Raw genomic sequence first — 18,643 nt, forward strand, 5'->3', positions numbered from 1 at the left:
TAGCTCGCTAGCCCCGGTCGTCATTGTGACGGCCGGGGCTAGTTTTTTGTGCCCTGTGATGTGCTGCCGCCGAGTTATCCACAGGGTGTGGAAGATCCTGTGCATAAGCCACTTCCGTACCACTTTGCACAGCCTGTGGAAAAGGCGTTTTCGCAACCCTGACCTGCTCTTTCCATGCTTTGTCAACAGTGTTTGTGCACAGGCCTGTGTAACACGTCCTGGGGATTTCCCGGTGGGGATAGTTGGGGATAAACCCGTGCACAACACACCGGGATTTCCACACGTTTCACAACCTCAAGGTGGACCGTGTGCGGGCATGAAAAACCAGCGCTGAGTGCAGCGCTGGGCGACGGGCCGGGGAGCGTGGCGCGGTTGTTAACGCCACCCCATGGTCATCAGCAGACCGATGATCAGGCCGGCGAAGCCGATGAGGTAGTTCCACGCACCGAGTTCGTTCATGACAGGGATCTGCGGGCCGGCGAGGTAGTTGACCACGAGCCAGAGCAGGCCGATGGCCATGAACCCGAACATCAGGATCTTGTACCACATGGGCGTGCCGCCGGTGTTGATCTTGACGGGGGTGCGGTTGGCGCCGGTGGACGTCGTCGTCACCGGGGTGGCGGCGGTGTCCTTCGTGACCTTTGCCTTGGGCATAACGTGCGTCCTTTCGTTGGTTCAGCAGTGACTTTACCAGTTACCCGACCAGGTCCTCGATTCCGCCGAGGACGGGGTTCTTCCAGTAGTCGACAGTGATGTCGGCGTCCTTGCGGATCTCCTCGCCGGAGGCGGGTCGGTGCCCGGCGATGCGGCCGTGGTCGGCAGGGTCGGGCGTGTCCACGAAGTTGCCCTGCTTCAGGGTGCCCGTCCATCCGGAGGAGCGCAGGGCGGTCTCGGCTTCATCCTTGGTCTTGCGCACCAGGCTAGGCAGCTCGAAGAGCATGCCGTTGGACACCCGCAGCTCGACAGTCGTGCCGCGGTCGACATCGGTGCCTTCCCCAGCGACGGCGATGACTTCGCCTACCGGTTTCGAAGAATCAGCATCCACCTTGGTGGACTTCAAACCCAGCGAGTTCAGCACGGACTCCGCCTGATTGATATCCATGCCCGTCAGCGAGGGCACCTGGACCTTTTCCCGGCCGCTGGAGACGGTCACGGAAACCTTGGATCCTTTAGACAGCTGGGATCCGGCCGCCGGTTGCTGGTCCATGATGCGTCCGTCGGGGACGTCGTCGGAATTTTCACGCTTCAGGTTGTCGTCAAGTTTCAGGCCGGCTTCTTCCAGCGTTTTCGCAGCTTCTTGCGGGGTGAGGCCATCCAAATCTGGAACATCGGTGATCTCACGGCCGGACGACACGGTGATCGTGACGTTCGTGCCCTTCTGCAACTGCGAGCCTTCGGTCGGGTTGGTGCTCAGCACATCGCCGCGGGGCACGTCAGGATCCGGTGCTTCGTTCACGGTGACTTGCAGGCCAAGCTCCTCGAGAATCTTGACTGCCTCTTCGCGCTTTTTGCCCACGACGTTGGGCACGGTCACCATCTCGGCGGCGGCTTGCTCTTCGCGGTCGCCCCGGACCTTGTTGAACGCGTACGCGCCACCACCCAGCAGCATCACGGTGGTGAGCAGCAGCGCGGCCACCTTCATGCCCGAGTTGTTCTTTTTCGTTTCCTTGCGGTGCTGCGCATACCTGCTTTCCGACGGCACCACCGCCTCCGTCTCATCCTGCCGCTCCGACAGGTGATTCCGGGCAGCGTTGGTCACCGCGCCGCGCTGGAGACGCTGCAGGTCTTCAGCCATCTCCATGGCGGTCTGGTAGCGGTCCGCCGGGTGCTTGGCCATGGCCGTGAGGATGACGGAGTCGACGTTGATCGCCTCAGTCTCGCTCAAGCCTGAGATGCGTGCGCTCGGCGGCTGCGGATCTTCCTGCACGTGCTGGTAAGCAACGGCGAAGGGAGTTTCACCTTCAAACGGCGGGGCACCGGTGACGGTCTCGTACATCACGCAGCCGAGAGCGTAGATATCGCTGCGTCCGTCGGCGGTCTTACCGCGTGCCTGCTCGGGGGAGAGGTACTGGGCGGTGCCGATGACGGCAGAGGTCTGGGTCATCGCCGCGGTGGAATCATCCAGGGCGCGTGCGATGCCGAAGTCCATGACCTTCACTTCGCCGGTGCTAGTCACCATGATGTTAGCGGGCTTGACGTCGCGGTGGATGATGCCGGCCTCATGGCTGGCGGCCAACGCGTGAGTGACGGGCAGTAACAACGAGGCGGCTTGCTCGGGCGCGAGTGGGCCGTCGCCGTGGACAATGTCCCGCAGGTTTCGTCCCTGGACGCGTTCCATGACGATGTACGGGATGGAGGTGTCGCCGATAAGCGTCTCGCCCGTGTCGTACACCGAGACGATATTGGGGTGGTTGAGCCGCGCGGAGTTCTGGGCCTCCCGGCGGAAACGCTCCCGGAAGTTCTCGTCGCGCGCCATGTCGAGCTTGAGCATCTTGACCGCGACCTCGCGGCCGAGCAGCGTATCCGTGGCCACGTAGACGTCGGACATACCGCCGGTGCCGATGGTGTAACCCAGTTGATAGCGGTCCCCAATGAGAGTCATGTTGATCAAGGCTCCTTATTCGAATGGGTTCGGCAGTTCCGGCAATTCCGGGGCTGGCGGGACGGGACTTTCCGGTTGCGTTGCAGGCGGCTCTTCGCGGGTGGGCTGCGGTGCGGTTTGTTCTTCGCGGCTGGACTGCGACGTCGACGGTTCTGGGGAATTGTAAATGGTCGACGGTTCTTCCTGGGTGCTCTGCTGTGTCTCCTCCGGTTCGGAGCTGGGGGTGGTCTGCTCCGTTGTTTCTTCGACAGTCGTCTCGATGGTCTCCGTGGAAACCGTGGTGCTCGACGTGCTCGAGGAAGTCTCTTCGCCACCGCCGCTAATGCCGTCAAAAAGCCCCGATGCGTAGGCCCAGAATGCACCGAGCCCGAGAAGCAGCACCACCAGCGCGATGAGCACACCGGTGCCGAAGCCACCGGAACGCTTCTTCGGCTCCGCATCAACAGCAGGCGTCTGGTGCTCCGACAACTCCGGGTAATCCTGCGGGTAGCCCGGCTGGTAGCTCGGAGCCGGGCCCGTTTCGGGTTGGATCGTGGTCGCCTCGGTGACGGCGGCGAGCTGCGCGGTGGACTCCTGCGGGGAGGGAGAAGAGACCGCGCGGGTGTTTTTGGTCACCGGGCGCTGGCCGTTGCGGGCGTCGGCGATGGCGTTCTGGAACTCGGAGCCGTCGGCAAAGCGCGTCGCGGGGTCTTTGCGCATGGCGATGCCGATCAGTTCGCGCGCCGGCGCCGAAATCGACGTCGACAGCGGAGGTGCCTCGTTGGAGACATGCGCCAACGCCACGGAAACGGAGGAGTCACCGGTGAAGGGGCGGCGGCCCGACAGGAGTTCGTACCCGACCACGCCGAGGGAGTAGATATCCGATGCGGCGGTGACCGGCAGGCCCTGCGCCTGCTCGGGGGAGACGTACTGGGCGGTGCCCACGACCATGCCGGTGCGCGTCAGCGGCACAGCCGATGCGGCCTTGGCAATGCCGAAGTCGGTGATCTTCACCTTGCCGTTCTGCGTGATCATCAGGTTGCCCGGCTTGATGTCGCGGTGGACCAAGCCCTCCGGTGGATCACGGAGAGACCGTGGGCGGCCTGCTCGAGCACGTCGAGCGCCATTGCCTCGGTGAGTTGACCCTCGCGGACAATGAGGTCCGCCAAGGACTCGCCCCGGATGTACTCCATGACGATGAAGCACATCGGGTAGCCCTCGCGCGTGGGCACCTCACGGTAGTCGTAGGTAGCCACGACATTCTCGGAGTTGATGCCCTCAGCGGCATTCGCCTCGTTCCGGAAACGGCTCAAGAACTCTTCGTTAGCGGAGAACTCGGGTCGCAGGACCTTCACGGCGACTTCGCGGTCGCGGGTGGTGTCGTCGGCAAGCCAAACGGTGGACATGCCGCCGTGCCCGATAATCCATTGGAGCTGGTAATCGGGGCCGATGAGCTCTTGCAGCTCGGCGCGGTTATCAGTGTGCATTACTGTGCACCTCCAGTGTCATCGGTGTTCGGTGCCGCCGCCACCCCCAGGATGGCGCGGCCGATCGGGGCGGAGACCAGTCCACCAGTAGCGCTCTGGCCCATGCCGCCGCCGTCCTTGACCACGACAGCCACGGCGACATCCTTGTCCGGGTCGAAGGCGACGTACCAGGTGTGCGGTGCAAGTCCCTCGCCGTGCTCGGCGGTACCCGTCTTGGATGCGTAGCCGTTGCCGTTGTACCCGGCAGTGTTGCGCTCGGAGGAGTACATCAGACCTGTCAGCGTCTCAGCTTCATCGGCGCTGATGGCTTCCGCTGCCTGGTGGGGGCGGGTTTCGCTCACGGTCTTCATGTTGGGCGCGACGACGCGGGAAACCACATAGGGGTCCATGCGTTTGCCGTCGTTAGCCACCGTGCCTGCCATGACTGCGGCCTGCAGCGCGGTCATGGTGACGTCGCGCTGACCGATCGCAGACATGCCCACCGCAGCCAGATCCTCCAGCTCACCGAGGGAACCAGCCGCGTTGGGCAGGCCCAGATCGTAGTTCTGGCCCACGCCGAACGCGGTGGCCATCTCGCGCATCGGTTCGTCGCCGATCTCAGTGGCCAACTCCACGAATGCCGTGTTGCATGACAGGGTGAACGCCTGGGTGAGCGACGTCTCTCCACCGCCGCCGCCACACGCCTTGCCCCCGTAGTTGGTCAGCTGCACTTCTGTGCCCGGCAGGGTGATCGCGGCTTCCGCAGTCAGCTGAGAATCAGGGGTGTAACCGGCGCGCAGACCTGCGGCCGTGGTGATGATCTTGAAGATGGATCCCGGCGGCAGCTGCTCCTGCGCAGCCTGGTTGAGAAGCGGCTGGCCCGGATCCTCGTTGACAGCCTGCCACGCGGATTCTGCGGTGTCGGGGTTCACAATCGAGTTCGGGTCATAGGACGGGTTCGACGCCATCGCGAGCACTTCGCCTGTCGACGGCCGCAGCGCCACCACCGCACCGTTGTATCCACGAGACTCCAGCTGGTCGTAAGCCGCGGCCTGCATCTGCGGATCAAACGTGAGCTCGATGGAATCGCCAACTCGGTTCTCCTTGTTCGTCCGCAGGAAGCGGCTGCCGGACGCGCGCGATTCGCCGTTGAGTTCTTCGTTGAACCCGGCCTCGAGTCCAGCCACGCCGTAGCGGTCCGACACGTAGCCGATCACCGGGGCAAACGAGTACGGCATGTTGGGGTAGCTGCGGTCGTAGAAACCCTCGCTGTTCTGGTGGGACTCGGCGAGAATCTCGCCGCCTGCGCTGATCTGGCCGCGCTCCACCATTTTGGCTTCCATAAAGTTGCGCGAGTTCATAGGGTTGCGTGCGTACTTGTCCTCAGTGAATGCTTGCACCCAGGTGAGGTTGACCAGCAGCATCACGATGAGCAGCAGCGAGCCAATCGCGCCGATTCGAATCGTTTTATTCATCGCGCCCCCTCCAGTTGACGCTCCTCAGAAGCAGCAACAGACGTCTCACCAGCCGGGCGGTTCGCGTTGTTGGAGATACGCAGCAGCAGTCCCAGCAGGATGTAGTTCGCCATGATGGCGGAACCACCAGCCGACATGAACGGCGTGGTCAGACCCGTCATGGGCAGCATGTTGGACACACCGCCGGTGACCACGAAGATCTGCACGGCGATGGTCAGTGCGAGCCCGGAGGCGACCAGCTTGCCGTAGGTGTCGCGCACGGCCAAGGCGGTGCGGAAACCGCGGGTGATCAAGATGGCGAAGATGATCAACACGGCGCTCAAGCCCACCAGGCCGAGCTCCTCACCGATAGCGGCGAGGATGTAGTCCGAGTGCGCGACCGGAACCATGTCGGGGTGACCGAAGCCCAGGCCCGTACCGGTGATGCCGCCCCAGCTCAGGCCGAACAGGGCCTGGGAGGGCTGGAAACCGAAGGTGTCGTAGTTAGCCAGCGGGTCAATCAAGTTGGCCACGCGGTCCTGGATCTTTTCAGACATCTGATAAACAGTGAACCCGCCGATGGCCACCAAGCCAGAACCAATGAATAGCCAGCTCGTCCGGCCGGTGGCGAAGTACACCATGCCCAGCACGGTGGCAAAAAGCAGCAGTGCCGGACCGAAGTCGTTGGACATCGCCATGATGAGGATCGCGATCGCCCAGACCATGAGGATTGGAGCCAAGTCGCGCAGGCGCGGGAAAGTCAACCCCAAGAAGCGATACCCGGCCACGGTGAATAGGGACCTTTTTTGCGCCAAAAGTTGGGCGAAGAAGAGCAGCAGGAGGATCTTGGAGAACTCACCCGGCTGGATGGAGAACGGACCCAGCCAGATCCAAATGCGCGCCTCCGCGTCCGGGGGCTGCGGCCATACCAGTGGCAGCGCCAGCAAGATCAGGCCGAGCAGGCCCAGCAAGTAGGAAAAACGCGTCAGCTGACGGTGGTCGCGCACGATCAGCAGCGTGCCCACGAGCAGCACCACGCCAACAAGCGACCACATGACCTGCCGTTCCGTCAGGTGCGCATCCTTCGCGATGTCGATGCGGTAGATGAACACCAGACCGATCGCGTTCAACGTCGCCGCCAGCGGCAGCATCATCTGGTCGGCGTGCGGTGCGGCATAACACATGGCCACGTGCGCAATCGCGTAGACGCCGATGAAACCGCCAACGAGCCAGAGCATGTCGACGGTGAGCGCTTTACCCTGGGAAAGCTCCAAGCCCACGAGCATGAGCAGCAGCAACGCCGCCGACATGATCAGCAGGGTCATCTCCCTGCCGCGGGAAAACAGCTGGCGCATCTACTTCACCTCCCTACAGGCCTCAGCGGGGGTTTCCGGCTCAGCATCGGCCCCCTCGTTGTCTGCGTCTTCAGCAGCTTGAGCATCTTCGGCCGCTGCCTCATCGACGCAGACGGGCAACGCGTCCTCGGCCAAGCGGTTGACTTGCTCGGTGACCTCGGCATACGAGCCGCTGCCCAGGTTGTCCACGCGTTGACGGGTGGAATCGGGCAAGTCGCTGACCGTGAACAGCTGGCAGTCGTTCGGGACAGAGCCCGTGTCGACGAGCCGGATCTGGTTCTCGTCGTTAATGCACACCTTCTGCACAGGCTCATGCAGGTCGCGGCCGAAAACGCTGGTTTGGAAGCCCTGCTCGATGATGATTTCATCTGCGTCGTTCGCAGTGACGAAGTACGACGACTGCTTGGCGTTGTCGTACCACCACATGCCGCCCAGCCCCAGCAGGGCGACGAGCAACACGCCAATGACTATCGGCCACGCCGAGCGCCGCTGGTGATCCTCCTCGTCGTCATCGGGTTCCGGGGTGTCGTGGGTGGCGCGCGTTTCGCTTGTCGACGTCTTATTCTGCGGCCGCACCAACTTCGCCGCCCTACTCGCGGACGTATCCGGATGGGTGGGATCTTCTGCCTGCACCAACGCACCGGCCATCGCAGGTGCGGTGGGCACGTCGGGGGACTCCGGATCATCCGTGTCGATAACATCGGCCACTACAACAGTGATGTTGTCCGGCCCTCCCGAGCGCAGCGCCAGTTCGACGAGGCGTTGCGCGGCCTCGGCGGGGGAGCCTTCTCCCAAGGTGCTCTCAATGGTGGAGTGCGTCACCGGGTCGGACAGTCCGTCGGAGCACAGGAGGTAGCGGTCGCCGGCGTGGGCGTCGATAAGCTCCAAATGCGGCTCGACCGGACGGCCGGTGTACGCCTTGAGAATGAGCGACTTCTGCGGGTGCGACGAAACATCCTCGGCGTTGAGTTTGCCCTGTTCGACGAGCGACTGGACGAATGTGTCGTCGACAGTGATCTGTGTCAGCTCACCGCCGCGCAGGCGGTATCCGCGCGAGTCACCGACGTGGATCAACCCCAGCTGGACACCGTTGAACATCAGCGCGGTCAGGGTAGTGCCCATGCCTTCTTGCTCAGGGTGCTTACTGATGGACGCCTTGATCGACGCGTTCGCGTCATCAGCCGCCGCGCCGAGCAACGCCAGAATGTCGGCGTCGCCCGGGTCGCGGTCGAGGTGCTCCATGTGCTGGACCATGAGCTGGGAGGCGACTTCACCGGCGGCGTGGCCGCCCATGCCGTCGGCAAGCAACAGCAAGTGCGGGCCGGCATAGGCGGAATCTTCGTTGTTTCCGCGCACAAGCCCGCGGTCAGACACAGCGACGAAGTTGAGTTTCAGCGTGCTCATGGCATCAACCTCACAATCGTGCGCCCCATCTTGATGTCCGTGCCCACCTGGACGCGTTCAGGCTGGTCAATCCGGATACCGTCGACAAATGTGCCGTTACGGGAATCCAAGTCCTCGACGAACCATTCAGACCCGCGGCGGAACAACCGCGCGTGGCGCGAGGAGGCAAAGTCGTCCCCGAGCACGAAATCGTTGTTGTCCGCACGGCCCAGTGAGAGTTCTTCCAGCGTGGAAATCTCCATGTGGGAGCCCTGCAGCGGGCCCTCAACCACGACGACCTCGCGGGCCTTTTCCCTGCGCATGGGCGCCGGTGCCGGGGCAGCTGCCGAACGTGGGCGGCGCTGCGCCGAAGCCGCGGCCTTGATGTCGCGGCGCTGCGCGGCGAGCACCGCCATGATGAATGCCCACAACAAGATCAGGAGCCCGAAGCGGGCACCAAGCATCAATGCAGTATCTAGCACGTCACACCGCCCCTTACTGGTACTGCTGGTAGTGCTCGTTCGGCTGGGCCGGCTGGGAATAGCGCGGACCCACGATACGAACCTCGATGGAGGAATGCCCGACAGTGATCACATCGCCATCGGCCAGCTCCCAGTTCTCCACAAGCTGGTCGTTGACCGTCGTGCCGTTGGTGGACTGGAGGTCCACCAGAAACGCGGTCTGACCGTCCCAAATGACTTCGGCGTGCTGGCGCGAGACACCCGTGTCCGGCAGGCGGAAGTCAGCGTCGTTCGACCGGCCGAGGATGTTGGACCCTTCGTGGACTTGGTAGGTGCGCGACGAGCCGTCGAGAAGCAAAAGGGTCACGGCGGGACCGTTCGGTGCTGGCTGGGGCTGGAACATCGGTGCCTCCTGATCATCGGCCTTGCGCGGTGCGCGGTCCGCAAGAATCGCGTCGAATCCGCTATCGACATCCGGGGCTTCGTCGATATACGACGACACACGCAACTGACCCGTGCGCAACCCGGACTCCTCCGCAACCCGGACCACCACGGGCCCGTACAGGCCCCAGTTCAGGTTACGGACAAAACGCGTGAGCTGCCCCGCGAGGTGGGCGGGCAAATCCGGATCCTGCGACAAGTTCTCCAGATCCTTACTGGACACGCCGATCGCGAACACATTCGGGGCGACAATCTCATCCACCTCATTGGCGACGAGTTCATCCTGCGCCTCCTGCTTCAGCAGCTCTTCCAGCTCAGCCGGAACAACACGGCCCCCGAACACTGCAGCAAAGCCGTTATCCAACCCGCGCTGCAGTGAACTGTCGATCTTGGCCAACCTATCCATCAACGCCATTTACCCACACCTCCTCCCAGGAATGTTTCGATGACAGTATAGAGTTTCGCGTCCGTTCGACATAGCTGCCCAGGCGTTTCTTACAGTCCTTATTGAGTTTTAAGGTCTCGTTGAGACTATCTGGACGGCAACTGAACACGCGATTTGGTGGTTTATAGCGCGCCCGTGCTATGTTTACCTAGTCGCCCGCCCGGGTGGCGGAATTGGCAGACGCGCTGGCTTCAGGTGCCAGTGTTCGCAAGAACGTGGGGGTTCAAGTCCCCCCCCGGGCACAATGTGAAGTCCCGAGACATCGTTCCTATGGTGTCCCGGGATTTCTTGTTTTTGGAGTGCCCCGGTTGGGGTTGAGTTCGTTGTCTTGCAGTAGATCTTGCCGTCGGTCAGCAGCAGGGGTCGAGCCGCTGTTGCCCTATCCGCAGGCAGCCAGGGCGCCGGTGGCGGTGAGTACGAGTCCGCCGAGTGGAAACTGTCGCCGGGAAAAGCTGTTTGACGTGGTTTAACCGTCCGTGGTCCAGGTCTGAGTGAAACAAGAAGAGGATGAGGGAACCCTACCGCTAAAGCATCAGGTCAGGGGTAGGTCCGTGACACACGTGGCACCATCAGCGGTGGTGGAGAACTCAGTGACACCGGTTATTTATCATGTCCTCTGTGCTTTCCCTCGGATTGTCGATGATCTGAGCTACTGCCCTGCACTTCATGGCCAAAACCGCAGGAGCGGAAGACTAGTGCTGGAGCAACGTCTCGTTCACAATGGTCCGGGAGGTCGAAAACCGCTGCATAGGAAAGATATGGCGGAAACAGTGAGCGTGGTCGTGGGTCGGGGTTAGTCCAAGGTGGCGAGCAGCTCAGTACAGGCCTGCTCGCACCGGCGGCAGGCCTCGGCGCAGACCGTGCAGTGCTCGTGCATCTCAGCGTGGCGGGCGCATTCTTCTCCACAGGCCTGGCAGGCAGTACGACAAGCCTCCAGGACGGAGCGGATAAGGGTGACATTCCAGTCGGTGGGCCGGGAGAGCATCCGGCCGGTGGCCGTACAGATGTCAGCACAGTCGAGGTTGAGGCGGATGCAGGTGGTCAGCTCCGCGACCATGTCCTCACCCAGGCAGGCATCCGCGCAGGCGGTGCAGGTCTGGGCGCACTCGAAGCAGGCGGTGATGCATTCGGCCAGTTTGTCCTTGTCGATCTGGCCTAGGTCCTTCGGGTGGGCCTCCAGCATGGCGTGTACGTGATGGGTCATGTCGTGCTCCATATCTCAATTCGGTCCGGAAAGGTGGGCCGGTCGAGCCGACCGGCCCACACCCTCGACCCTAGAGGCCCGACTGGCCGGAATCCAGGGTTGGACCATGAAGATTTCATGAAGAACCCCAACCTCCACCTAGCGGCTACCAGCCGCTAGAAACTCCCTAAGTAACGTGGCGAATGCTCGGCCGTAGCTACGCCGAGTGGGTCGGCCACAGGCTCCCAAGAGCCGGACGCTGCCCTACCCACAGCCTCCACCCAGTGGCACCTATCGAGCAGGAGGAGTGATAAACCACGACGCACTTGAAGCACCATCCCTCGCTGAGTCTCAGCTCCTGCACCAACCAAGAAACCTAGAAAGCATTATCATGAAGCGCACCATTGCCCTCGCTGCCCTCGCCCTGACCTCCTCCCTGGCCCTGGCCGCCTGCACGGACGACACTGCATCTGATGCCCCCGAGACCACGACCACCACCACCTCGGTGACGGCCACACAGTCCTCCGAGGAGACTGGCATGAACGATCAGATGGGTGCAGAGGGCCATTACCATCCGGCTGATGGTGGGCAACCCCCGGCAGGGATCGCAGCAGAGGAAAATCCCACCTACCCGGTGGACACCGAGGTCGTCCTCACCGCGGACCACATGCCGGGCATGGAGGGTGCTGAGGCGACGATCGCCGGTGCGTTTGACACCACGACCTACTCGGTCAGCTACACCCCCACCGACGGTGGGGACCCGGTCACCGACCACCGGTGGGTGGTCCACGAGGAGTTTGTCGATCCGGGCCAGGCCCCCCTGCCGGAGGGGTCCGAGGTCGTCTTGGATGCCGAGCACATGTCGGGAATGAAGGGTGTGGAGGCCACCATCGACTATTCCACGGATGAGACGGTCTACATGGTTGATCTCACCGTCGACGGGATGACCATGACCAATCACAAGTGGGTTACCGAAAGCGAGATCGCCCCGGCAGAGTAAGACCCACCAACCGCAACCTCAGCACCCCGGGCTCCTCCACCATCTGGTTGAGGTCCCTGGGTGCTTACCTCTTTGGTTTCTGCCCTAGGACGAGTTAGTCCTCGTCCTGGGTGAGCACCTGTCGGGCCAGTCGGTAGGCGTGGTCGTTCCATCCCTGGCGGACGACGTCGCGGACGAGTCAGGAGCATCCCACCGGTGGTGGCTGCCCGTGACGGGGATGTTCCCTTGGTGGCGGCCGCTCTAGACGGCGTGGCGGATGTCCTTTGAGTGGGCAAAGACGGTACATCGTGGCCCGCTTGTCTGCCGGGTGAACCGGCCATAGCCATCAGGATGCGAAATGAGCCCCACACCAAATCCCGCACCGGTCATCGTCACCGGGGATGACCTGGTCTCATTGGTTGGAGCCGGGGGAAAGTGGTGTTATCTCTATCGGGCGATCACCGCCGGTGGCCAGACCCTGGACTTTTACCTCTCTCCGAAGCGGAACGTGGCCGCAGCGAAGCGTTTCCTGGCCAAGGCTCTCAGATCCAATGCGTCAGCCGGGTATCCCAGAGTGATCAACACCGATAAAGCACCCTCACTAGCCAGGGCAATCGCCGAGTTGAAGTCAGAGGGAATCTGCCCGCCAACAGTGGAACACCGGCAGGTGAAATACCTCAACAACATCCTGGAAGGCGACCATGGTCGGCTGAAGCGGATCCTCGGGCCGAAAGGCGCGTTTAAGAACCGGTCATCTGCATATCGGACGTTGAAAGGGATGGAGGCGATGTACTCATTGCGGAAAGGGCAAGGCACGATGTTTGCCTACGGGCAACCGAACCCGGACGCGGTGATCGTCAACCGGGTCTTCGAGACGGCCTGAGAACGCCCACACGCAGCGGCCATCAGGGAATGAGAAACTGAGTTTTTGCGGCTCTCCCCCCAACTTTGCAACAGCACCGGTTGATGTTGCAGGTGGGGATGTGGTCGAGGTTGTTCAGCGGCGCGATCTTTTCGACCAGCAGCACCACAGTGGCCATCAACCCGATCATGCGGCCGCCAGCAGCAGGACTCCCAGCCTCCAGCCGGCAACAGGGGCGGTCAGAGTGGCCTGGCCGTCGTTCTCGACGGGGTGTGGTGGTCGGGTCCCGGCCTGTCACCGGGCGAAACGGGCGATAGCGTCGGTGACTTCCTGGAACTTCGCGTCGGCCTCCTCTCCTCCTAACTGGGCGGCGTCACGGACGCAGTGTTTCATGTGGTCATCGAGTAGTCCCAGGGCAACGCTGCGTAGGGCAGCATTGACCGCGGAGATCTGGGTAAGGATGTCGATGCAGTACTGTTCCTCGTCGACCATGCTGTGCAGGCCCCGGGCCTGGCCCTCGATGCGCTTGAGGCGGGCGAGATAGCGATCCTTGTCGTTGATGTAGCCATGGGTGGTGTGACAGGTGTCGGCCCCACCCGAGGAGGAAACGGCCTGATCAGGGGTGCGAGTATCCACAATGGTCTCCTTGCTGAAAAAAGGGGGCAGGTATGTCCTGAGTCAGTTGCGGGTCGATCAGGATGGAAAGCCCGAGGGTATGGAATGAGGCGTGAGGACCTCATGGTCCCCACGCCCTGTGGCGTTATTCGGATAAGTAGTCGGCAGTTTGTCGGCCCGGAGGGGCCTGCCGGGTGGGGCCGGGGGAGAGGTCAGGAGCAGGTACTTGGGGACGGAGGTCTGAGTGTTATTGGAGGGACTCAGCCGCAGGAGGAGGACACGGGGTTCCTTATCGCTAGAAAAGGATGCGGATTAGGCGGTGACCGGCTGCCGCACGGAGGGGCGAGCGGGCTGCGGTGAGGAACTGGTGTTGTCGTGGGAGGGCTTGAATCTACGCAGCGTGAGGGAGTTGGAGACCACGAACACCGAGGAGAAGCCCATCGCAATGCCCGCCAACCCCGGGTTGAGGAAACCGATCGCGGCGACCGGGATCAGCACGACGTTGTAGGCGAACGCCCAGAACAGGTTGCCCTTGATGGTGCCCAGCGTGCGACGTGACAGACGGATGGCATCGCCCGCGGAGCGCAGGTCGTTGTTCATTAAGGTGATATCGGAGGCCTCTATGGCCACATCCGTGCCCGCCCCCATGGCCAGACCCAGATCGGCCTGGGCCAGGGCGGCCGCGTCATTGACGCCGTCGCCGACCATGGCGACCTTCTTGCCCTCATGTTGCAGCTTCTCGATGACCGCGACCTTGTCCTGCGGCATGACCTCGGCACTCACGTTGGCCGCATCGATGCCCACCTCTTGGGCGACGGCGGCCGCGGCCTTCGCGTTATCGCCGGTGAGCAGGTACGGACTCAACCCCAGCCTGCGGAACTGGGCGACCGCTTCCGCTGAGGAGTCTTTGATGGCATCGCGCACCACGACCACACCGGCGGGCTGGTCATCGACGTAGACGGCCACCGGGGTCGCGCCCTGCGACTGTGCGTGGTCGAAGGCGGTGGTGAGGTCACGGGGCAGCTGGCCGGCGGGACGGCCGACGGTGACGACGTGACCCTTGACGGTGGCCGTGACGCCCCGGCCGGCGGTGCTGTCGAAGTCGGTGGCCTCCTGGATGTTCCCGGAGCGCTCGGCCTCGGTGACAATCGCCTTGGCGATGGGGTGCTCGGAGCCTGCTTCGACGGCCGCCGACAAGGCGAGGACCTCGTTGTTGGTGTAGCCGTCGGCGGCGTGGACGCCGGTGACCGACATGACCCCGGAGGTGACGGTGCCGGTCTTGTCCATGACGATGGTGTCGACCTGGCGGGTGGATTCGAGGACCTCCGGGCCCTTGATCAACAAGCCCAGCTGCGCGCCCCGGGAGGTGCCCACCAGCAGGGCGGTCGGGGTGGCCAGTCCCAGGGCGCATGGGCAAGCGATGATCAGCACCGCGACTGCGGCGGAAAAGGCCCAGTTCGCCCCGCTGCCGAGGGCGAGGTGGACGATCAGGGTGATGATGGAGACGACAATGACCGTCGGGACGAAGACCGAGGAAATCTTATCCACCAGGCGCTGGACCGGGGCTTTTTTCGCCTGGGCGTCAGTGACCAGCTTGGCCATCTGGGACAGCGTGGTCTCCGAACCTGTGCGGGTGACTTCGACCAGCAGTCGACCGGAGGTGTTGATCGTCGCGCCCGTGACCGGGGTGCCAGGGGCGGCCTCGACGGGAACGGACTCGCCGGTCAGCATCGACTCGTCGATGGCCGAGGTGCCCTCGATGACACGACCGTCGGTGGCGATCTTCTCACCCGGGCGGACGACGAAGACGTCACCGACTGTCAGCTGGGAGACCGGGACGCGGACTTCCTCACCGTCGCGGATCACCGCGGCGTCTTTCGCACCCATGTCCAGCAGGGACTTCAGCGCCGCGGAGGACTGGCCCTTGGCGCGGACCTCAAACCACCGGCCGAGCAACAGGAAGGTGATGACTACGGCGATGGTCTCGAGGTAGATGTGGTCCATGCCGTCATGGCGGGGCAGCAGGCTCATCTCGATGACCATGCCGGGGTGCCCGGCGTTGCCGAAAAACAAGGCCCACAGCGACCACAGATACGCAGCGGTAGTGCCCAGAGACACGAGCGTGTCCATCGTGGTCGAGCGGTGACGCAGGTTGGTTAAGGTCGCCCGGTGGAACGGGGCGCCACCGTAGAAGTAGATCAGGGTGGACAGGACGAGCAGGGCCCACTGCCAATTCATGAACTGCAGGGACGGGATCATCGAGATCGCGACCACCGGAACGGAGAGGATCGTCGACCCGATCAGACGCGACTTCAGGTCTGTGGCCTCGGCCTCGCGGGCCTGTTCGTGGCGGTCACCGACCACCTCGGTGTCCTCCTCCGGGCCGCTGTCCACGGCGGAGGCGTGTTGATCCCCCATGGTGAACGCGTCGTACCCGGCACCCCGCACGGTTTCGATCAGCCGATCGGCGTCGACTTTGGTGGGGTCGTAACTGACGGAGGCGGATTCGGTGGCGAAGTTGACGGTGGCCTCCACGCCATCGAGCTTGTTGAGCTTGCGCTCCACCCGCCCTGAGCACGACGTACAGGTCATGCCGGTGACGCCCAGATCGACCTGGAGTAGGTCAACCGACGGTTGAGTCTGAATCATCAGTGATCAGTCCTTCAGCAAACAGTGGTGAGGTGCATCTCCGAGGTCCCAAAAGGCCCGCCCACAGATGCACCGTCGGGGATATCGAACCGGCATGGCTGGGCCTGATGGGCATATCCAACAGGGTTGGCCCGGCCGTGTCTACCTGAGGCGGGGACCGGGCCCCGGGATTAGGGCTTGACGGTGTAACCGGCTGTCGTGACAGCGGCGACAACATCGTCGTCGGTGAAGTTTTCACCCGTGACGGTCACCTGCCCGGTATCCACGGTGGCCTCCACCATGGTCACACCGGCGACCTCGCCGATCTCCTCCTCCACGGAGGACTTGCAGTGTCCGCAGGTAATGCCTTCGATGATGTACTTCTTTGTTACGGCGCTCATCAGATGATCCTTTCCTTGATGTCCTGAAGGGCAGGAGTGGAGATGTCCCAACAACCTTCAACCTATACCCATGGGGGGTATCAGTCAAGGAGGTGTCTGCCCCTAAGCGTCCCGTTCGGCGGGCAGGACTTCCGGAACGGCCGCGATCGTTGCTGCACTTCTTGTACAAAATGTACGTTAAAGGGTATGGGCATCACGGTCACCCTCAGTCAGTTCCGCAGCGAACAAAGCCACTATCTTGATGCCGCCCAACGTGAACCGGTCACCATCCTCAGTCGCGGGCCCCGCCGCCGGGCGGTGGTGGTCTCCCCGGACTTCTACGACCGGGCGGTTCAGGCGCTGGAGGATGGCGAGGATATCCGTGCCGCAGCGGCTGCCCGCCAGGAGGCGGGCGGTGTCTCCCACGAGGAGTTCACGTCCGACCTCGAACTGGACTGACGTGCCTGTCCATACCTGTGCCGCGGTATTTGATCATCGATAAGCTTTCAACTGCGACAGCCCTCCGCACGCTGGCCCGGCAATGGCAGCAGTGATTGCCACCGCCATCGACGCCCTGGCCCACGTTCCGCCGTCTCGGCGGAGTGGAAAAGTTGCGGGGCGGCGACGGGGAGTGCTGTAGCTGGGTAGTCCACGGCCGTCAATGACGGTGAGCTGATCAGCGTCTCGGTTCCAAGGAAGACAGGCACTCATACTCGCATCGTTGAGTGGGATGAGGCCGGTCCCTGGCGTTCCTGCGCATGACGCATGACTACCGAACCTGAACAAATAAGGAATGGACAGCTGAGGCACGCAGCATCAGGCTGCTAGCGGGGCCTCTTTTTGTTGCCCGTATCGGGTCAGACCCCGCGGCTTGTACACCGCCAGCACCGTAGCCACCAGCAATACCAAGGCTGCTGCCACGGAGTGGAGGACCGGGGAGAAATTCCGCACGGCCTCCAGCCCCACGCCCGGGTCTGCCGCCACCCGGGCAAGATACTCGAAAGTCTACATGTACAGCACCAACACACCTGTCGCCACCACAGTGAGCCCCAGCTTGAACACCACCCAGTAGTGTCGGAACAATCCCCACGTCGTCCCCAGGGATTGAAGGACTCCGGTCACCAGCGAGGCCACCGCCAGGGGAACGAGCGCCCACCACGCCACCTGCTCCATCACCCGATACGTCCCCCGGACCGCCATCTCATCCGCGCTCACTATCCCCATGACCGCCATCGCGATAAAGGCGAGCACCATCCCGAGCCAGCCGACCGAGCAGACCACATGTGCCACCAGCGCGGCCTTGCGTATTCGTGGGGTCATCACTCTCGCCATTAGAGGTGCTCCTGGACCAGGAACGCCCCCTCGGCCGGCATCCCCAACCCATGGCGACTGGGCCCATGGTTGCCGTCTCCAAACACCAGTACCAGCACGACCGAGTCATGCGCCTGAAGGCTTCGCGGTCATCCGGAGGAAAACACCGCACGATCACCACCTCGCAGACCAAGGGGCGTCTCGCCCTCGTGGCTGTAGCCGCCGGCACGGTCTCATCCGCCGGCGTCGGTGGCGCCACGGCCGCCGCCTTGCAAGCCCCGGCCGAGGTCGAGGCTCCGGTCTCCCCGGAGGCTGCCACCGTCGAGGTGGATTTGGCCACCAACGACACGGCCCTGTCCTCGAGTGGGACGCAGGCCGCACCGCAGATTCTCGCGATCTCCGAATTCAAGCCGGTCGCCAACATCGACGAGCAGCTGGACAAGGCCATCCAGTACAACGCCGAGCGGGCCGAGAACGAGCGCGCTGCCCGCGCGCCCTCGGTGGTCAAGCCCGCTGAAGGCACCTTCACCTCCGGTTCCGGCGTGCACTGGGGAACCCTCCACGCGGGTATCGACATCGCCAACGTCGTGGGTACCCCGATCCTCGCGGCGATGGGCGGCACTGTCATCGACTCCGGCCCGGCCTCCGGTTTCGGGCAGTGGATCCGCATCCAGCACGATGATGGCTCGATTGCCGTCTACGGTCATATGGAGACTCTCGACGTGACCGTTGGGGAACGCGTCACCGCTGGTCAGAGGATCGCTGGCATGGGCAACCGAGGGTTTGCCACCGGCTCTCACCTGCACTTCGAGCTTTACCCGACTGGCAGCGGGGCGGTCGACCCGTTGCCCTGGTTCGCCGAGCACGGCGTCACCTTCTAACCTTCCCGCACTCACCAGGACCGGCCCCGACACCGGAACCGGCGGCAGTGACTGGGCGTGAGGCACCCGCCTCAGACCGCAGAGACGCTTCTCACTCATCGCCGACACAGCCCGGACTTGATAGCTTCTCCAGGCAGGGCAGACCGGGGCACAGGGGAGGCAGTCCGTGCTCGTCATATATGGGGGCGGCGAGCGTCCCGCCAACGAGGAGCAGGTGC

The 18,643-nt window shown here is 63.2% G+C and carries 15 protein-coding genes, 1 tRNA gene and 2 pseudogenes; 5 read left to right on the forward strand and 13 right to left on the reverse strand.

What is annotated here, in order from left to right; all coding sequences use genetic code 11:
- Positions 1-375: 375 nt before the first annotated feature.
- The 8 genes and pseudogenes from crgA to KBX17_RS03795 form a co-directional block, all read right to left on the reverse strand.
- Positions 376-654: a cell division protein CrgA gene (gene crgA, locus KBX17_RS03760; protein ID WP_255994667.1), complete on the reverse strand. Its 279-nt coding sequence runs from the start codon at positions 652-654 to the stop codon at positions 376-378.
- A gap of 40 nt (positions 655-694) precedes the next feature.
- Positions 695-2,602, reverse strand: coding sequence for a Stk1 family PASTA domain-containing Ser/Thr kinase (gene pknB, locus KBX17_RS03765; RefSeq protein ID WP_256018560.1), 1,908 nt, complete (start codon positions 2,600-2,602; stop codon positions 695-697).
- 15 nt (positions 2,603-2,617) lie between these two features.
- Positions 2,618-4,068: pseudogene (locus KBX17_RS03770) on the reverse strand (protein kinase).
- On the reverse strand, positions 4,068-5,522 hold the full coding sequence (locus tag KBX17_RS03775) for a penicillin-binding transpeptidase domain-containing protein (protein ID WP_255997225.1): 1,455 nt from the start codon (positions 5,520-5,522) through the stop codon (positions 4,068-4,070). Before KBX17_RS03775 ends, KBX17_RS03770 begins: the two are co-directional and overlap by 1 nt.
- Complete coding sequence (locus KBX17_RS03780) at positions 5,519-6,856, reverse strand: FtsW/RodA/SpoVE family cell cycle protein (RefSeq protein WP_255997224.1); 1,338 nt, start codon at positions 6,854-6,856, stop codon at positions 5,519-5,521. The genes KBX17_RS03775 and KBX17_RS03780 overlap by 4 nt, the downstream gene beginning before the upstream one ends.
- Positions 6,857-8,260: a PP2C family serine/threonine-protein phosphatase gene (locus KBX17_RS03785; protein WP_255997223.1), complete on the reverse strand. Its 1,404-nt coding sequence runs from the start codon at positions 8,258-8,260 to the stop codon at positions 6,857-6,859.
- Complete coding sequence (locus tag KBX17_RS03790; RefSeq protein ID WP_005287548.1) at positions 8,257-8,703, reverse strand: FHA domain-containing protein; 447 nt, start codon at positions 8,701-8,703, stop codon at positions 8,257-8,259. The genes KBX17_RS03785 and KBX17_RS03790 overlap by 4 nt, the downstream gene beginning before the upstream one ends.
- Positions 8,704-8,734: 31 nt before the next feature.
- A complete protein-coding gene (locus tag KBX17_RS03795) occupies positions 8,735-9,556 on the reverse strand; it encodes a DUF3662 and FHA domain-containing protein (RefSeq protein WP_005287545.1) in 822 nt (273 codons plus the stop codon).
- A gap of 188 nt (positions 9,557-9,744) precedes the next feature.
- Here KBX17_RS03795 and KBX17_RS03800 point away from each other — a divergent pair.
- Positions 9,745-9,828, forward strand: a tRNA-Leu gene (locus tag KBX17_RS03800).
- 551 nt (positions 9,829-10,379) lie between these two features.
- Here KBX17_RS03800 and KBX17_RS03805 read toward each other — a convergent pair.
- Positions 10,380-10,790 carry a four-helix bundle copper-binding protein gene (locus tag KBX17_RS03805; protein ID WP_255994672.1) on the reverse strand — a complete coding sequence of 137 codons (411 nt, stop codon included), beginning with the start codon at positions 10,788-10,790 and terminating at the stop codon, positions 10,380-10,382.
- 370 nt (positions 10,791-11,160) lie between these two features.
- On the opposite strand from KBX17_RS03805, the gene KBX17_RS03810 reads away from it, so the two are divergent.
- Both KBX17_RS03810 and KBX17_RS03815 read left to right on the forward strand, forming a co-directional pair.
- Complete coding sequence (locus tag KBX17_RS03810) at positions 11,161-11,769, forward strand: YdhK family protein (protein ID WP_255994673.1); 609 nt, start codon at positions 11,161-11,163, stop codon at positions 11,767-11,769.
- A 397-nt stretch (positions 11,770-12,166) separates the two neighbouring features.
- Positions 12,167-12,631, forward strand: a pseudogene (locus KBX17_RS03815) (IS6 family transposase); the annotation flags it as partial.
- A gap of 273 nt (positions 12,632-12,904) precedes the next feature.
- Here the strand turns inward: KBX17_RS03815 and KBX17_RS03820 are convergent.
- The 3 genes from KBX17_RS03820 to KBX17_RS03830 form a co-directional block, all read right to left on the reverse strand.
- Positions 12,905-13,171: a metal-sensitive transcriptional regulator gene (locus KBX17_RS03820; protein WP_076599716.1), complete on the reverse strand. Its 267-nt coding sequence runs from the start codon at positions 13,169-13,171 to the stop codon at positions 12,905-12,907.
- 366 nt (positions 13,172-13,537) lie between these two features.
- The gene (locus tag KBX17_RS03825; protein WP_255994674.1) at positions 13,538-15,874 is read right to left on the reverse strand and encodes a cation-translocating P-type ATPase; all 2,337 of its coding nucleotides are present in this window, start codon (positions 15,872-15,874) and stop codon (positions 13,538-13,540) included.
- 170 nt (positions 15,875-16,044) lie between these two features.
- Positions 16,045-16,254, reverse strand: a complete 210-nt coding sequence (locus KBX17_RS03830; protein WP_255994675.1) for a heavy-metal-associated domain-containing protein — start codon at positions 16,252-16,254, stop codon at positions 16,045-16,047.
- A 186-nt stretch (positions 16,255-16,440) separates the two neighbouring features.
- Here KBX17_RS03830 and KBX17_RS03835 point away from each other — a divergent pair, with 186 nt between their 5' ends.
- Entirely contained in the window at positions 16,441-16,692 is a 252-nt protein-coding gene (locus KBX17_RS03835; protein WP_006840758.1) for a type II toxin-antitoxin system prevent-host-death family antitoxin, read from the forward strand.
- A gap of 546 nt (positions 16,693-17,238) precedes the next feature.
- On the opposite strand, the gene KBX17_RS03840 is transcribed toward KBX17_RS03835, so the two are convergent.
- Positions 17,239-17,565, reverse strand: coding sequence for a hypothetical protein (locus KBX17_RS03840; RefSeq protein ID WP_256018562.1), 327 nt, complete (start codon positions 17,563-17,565; stop codon positions 17,239-17,241).
- Between the two features lie 107 nt (positions 17,566-17,672).
- Here KBX17_RS03840 and KBX17_RS03845 point away from each other — a divergent pair, with 107 nt between their 5' ends.
- Positions 17,673-18,425, forward strand: coding sequence for a M23 family metallopeptidase (locus KBX17_RS03845; protein WP_255994742.1), 753 nt, complete (start codon positions 17,673-17,675; stop codon positions 18,423-18,425).
- Positions 18,426-18,643 lie beyond the last annotated feature (218 nt).

Origin of the sequence: Corynebacterium sp. CCUG 65737 (genome assembly GCF_024454115.1) — a bacterium.
In the GTDB taxonomy this organism is placed as follows: domain Bacteria; phylum Actinomycetota; class Actinomycetes; order Mycobacteriales; family Mycobacteriaceae; genus Corynebacterium; species Corynebacterium genitalium.

Bases quoted from the DNA above. Each gene is read 5' to 3' on its own strand.
- KBX17_RS03795 (WP_005287545.1), bottom strand. From the start codon at position 9,556: ATGGCGTTGATGGATAGGTTGGCCAAGATCGACAGTTCACTGCAGCGC.
- KBX17_RS03845 (WP_255994742.1), top strand. From the start codon at position 17,673: ATGCGCCTGAAGGCTTCGCGGTCATCCGGAGGAAAACACCGCACGATC.
- KBX17_RS03780 (WP_255997224.1), bottom strand. From the start codon at position 6,856: ATGCGCCAGCTGTTTTCCCGCGGCAGGGAGATGACCCTGCTGATCATG.
- KBX17_RS03840 (WP_256018562.1), bottom strand. From the start codon at position 17,565: ATGGCGAGAGTGATGACCCCACGAATACGCAAGGCCGCGCTGGTGGCA.
- KBX17_RS03805 (WP_255994672.1), bottom strand. From the start codon at position 10,790: ATGACCCATCACGTACACGCCATGCTGGAGGCCCACCCGAAGGACCTA.
- KBX17_RS03835 (WP_006840758.1), top strand. From the start codon at position 16,441: ATGGGCATCACGGTCACCCTCAGTCAGTTCCGCAGCGAACAAAGCCAC.
- KBX17_RS03825 (WP_255994674.1), bottom strand. From the start codon at position 15,874: ATGATTCAGACTCAACCGTCGGTTGACCTACTCCAGGTCGATCTGGGC.
- crgA (WP_255994667.1), bottom strand. From the start codon at position 654: ATGCCCAAGGCAAAGGTCACGAAGGACACCGCCGCCACCCCGGTGACG.
- KBX17_RS03790 (WP_005287548.1), bottom strand. From the start codon at position 8,703: ATGCTTGGTGCCCGCTTCGGGCTCCTGATCTTGTTGTGGGCATTCATC.
- KBX17_RS03775 (WP_255997225.1), bottom strand. From the start codon at position 5,522: ATGAATAAAACGATTCGAATCGGCGCGATTGGCTCGCTGCTGCTCATC.
- KBX17_RS03810 (WP_255994673.1), top strand. From the start codon at position 11,161: ATGAAGCGCACCATTGCCCTCGCTGCCCTCGCCCTGACCTCCTCCCTG.
- pknB (WP_256018560.1), bottom strand. From the start codon at position 2,602: ATGACTCTCATTGGGGACCGCTATCAACTGGGTTACACCATCGGCACC.
- KBX17_RS03785 (WP_255997223.1), bottom strand. From the start codon at position 8,260: ATGAGCACGCTGAAACTCAACTTCGTCGCTGTGTCTGACCGCGGGCTT.
- KBX17_RS03830 (WP_255994675.1), bottom strand. From the start codon at position 16,254: ATGAGCGCCGTAACAAAGAAGTACATCATCGAAGGCATTACCTGCGGA.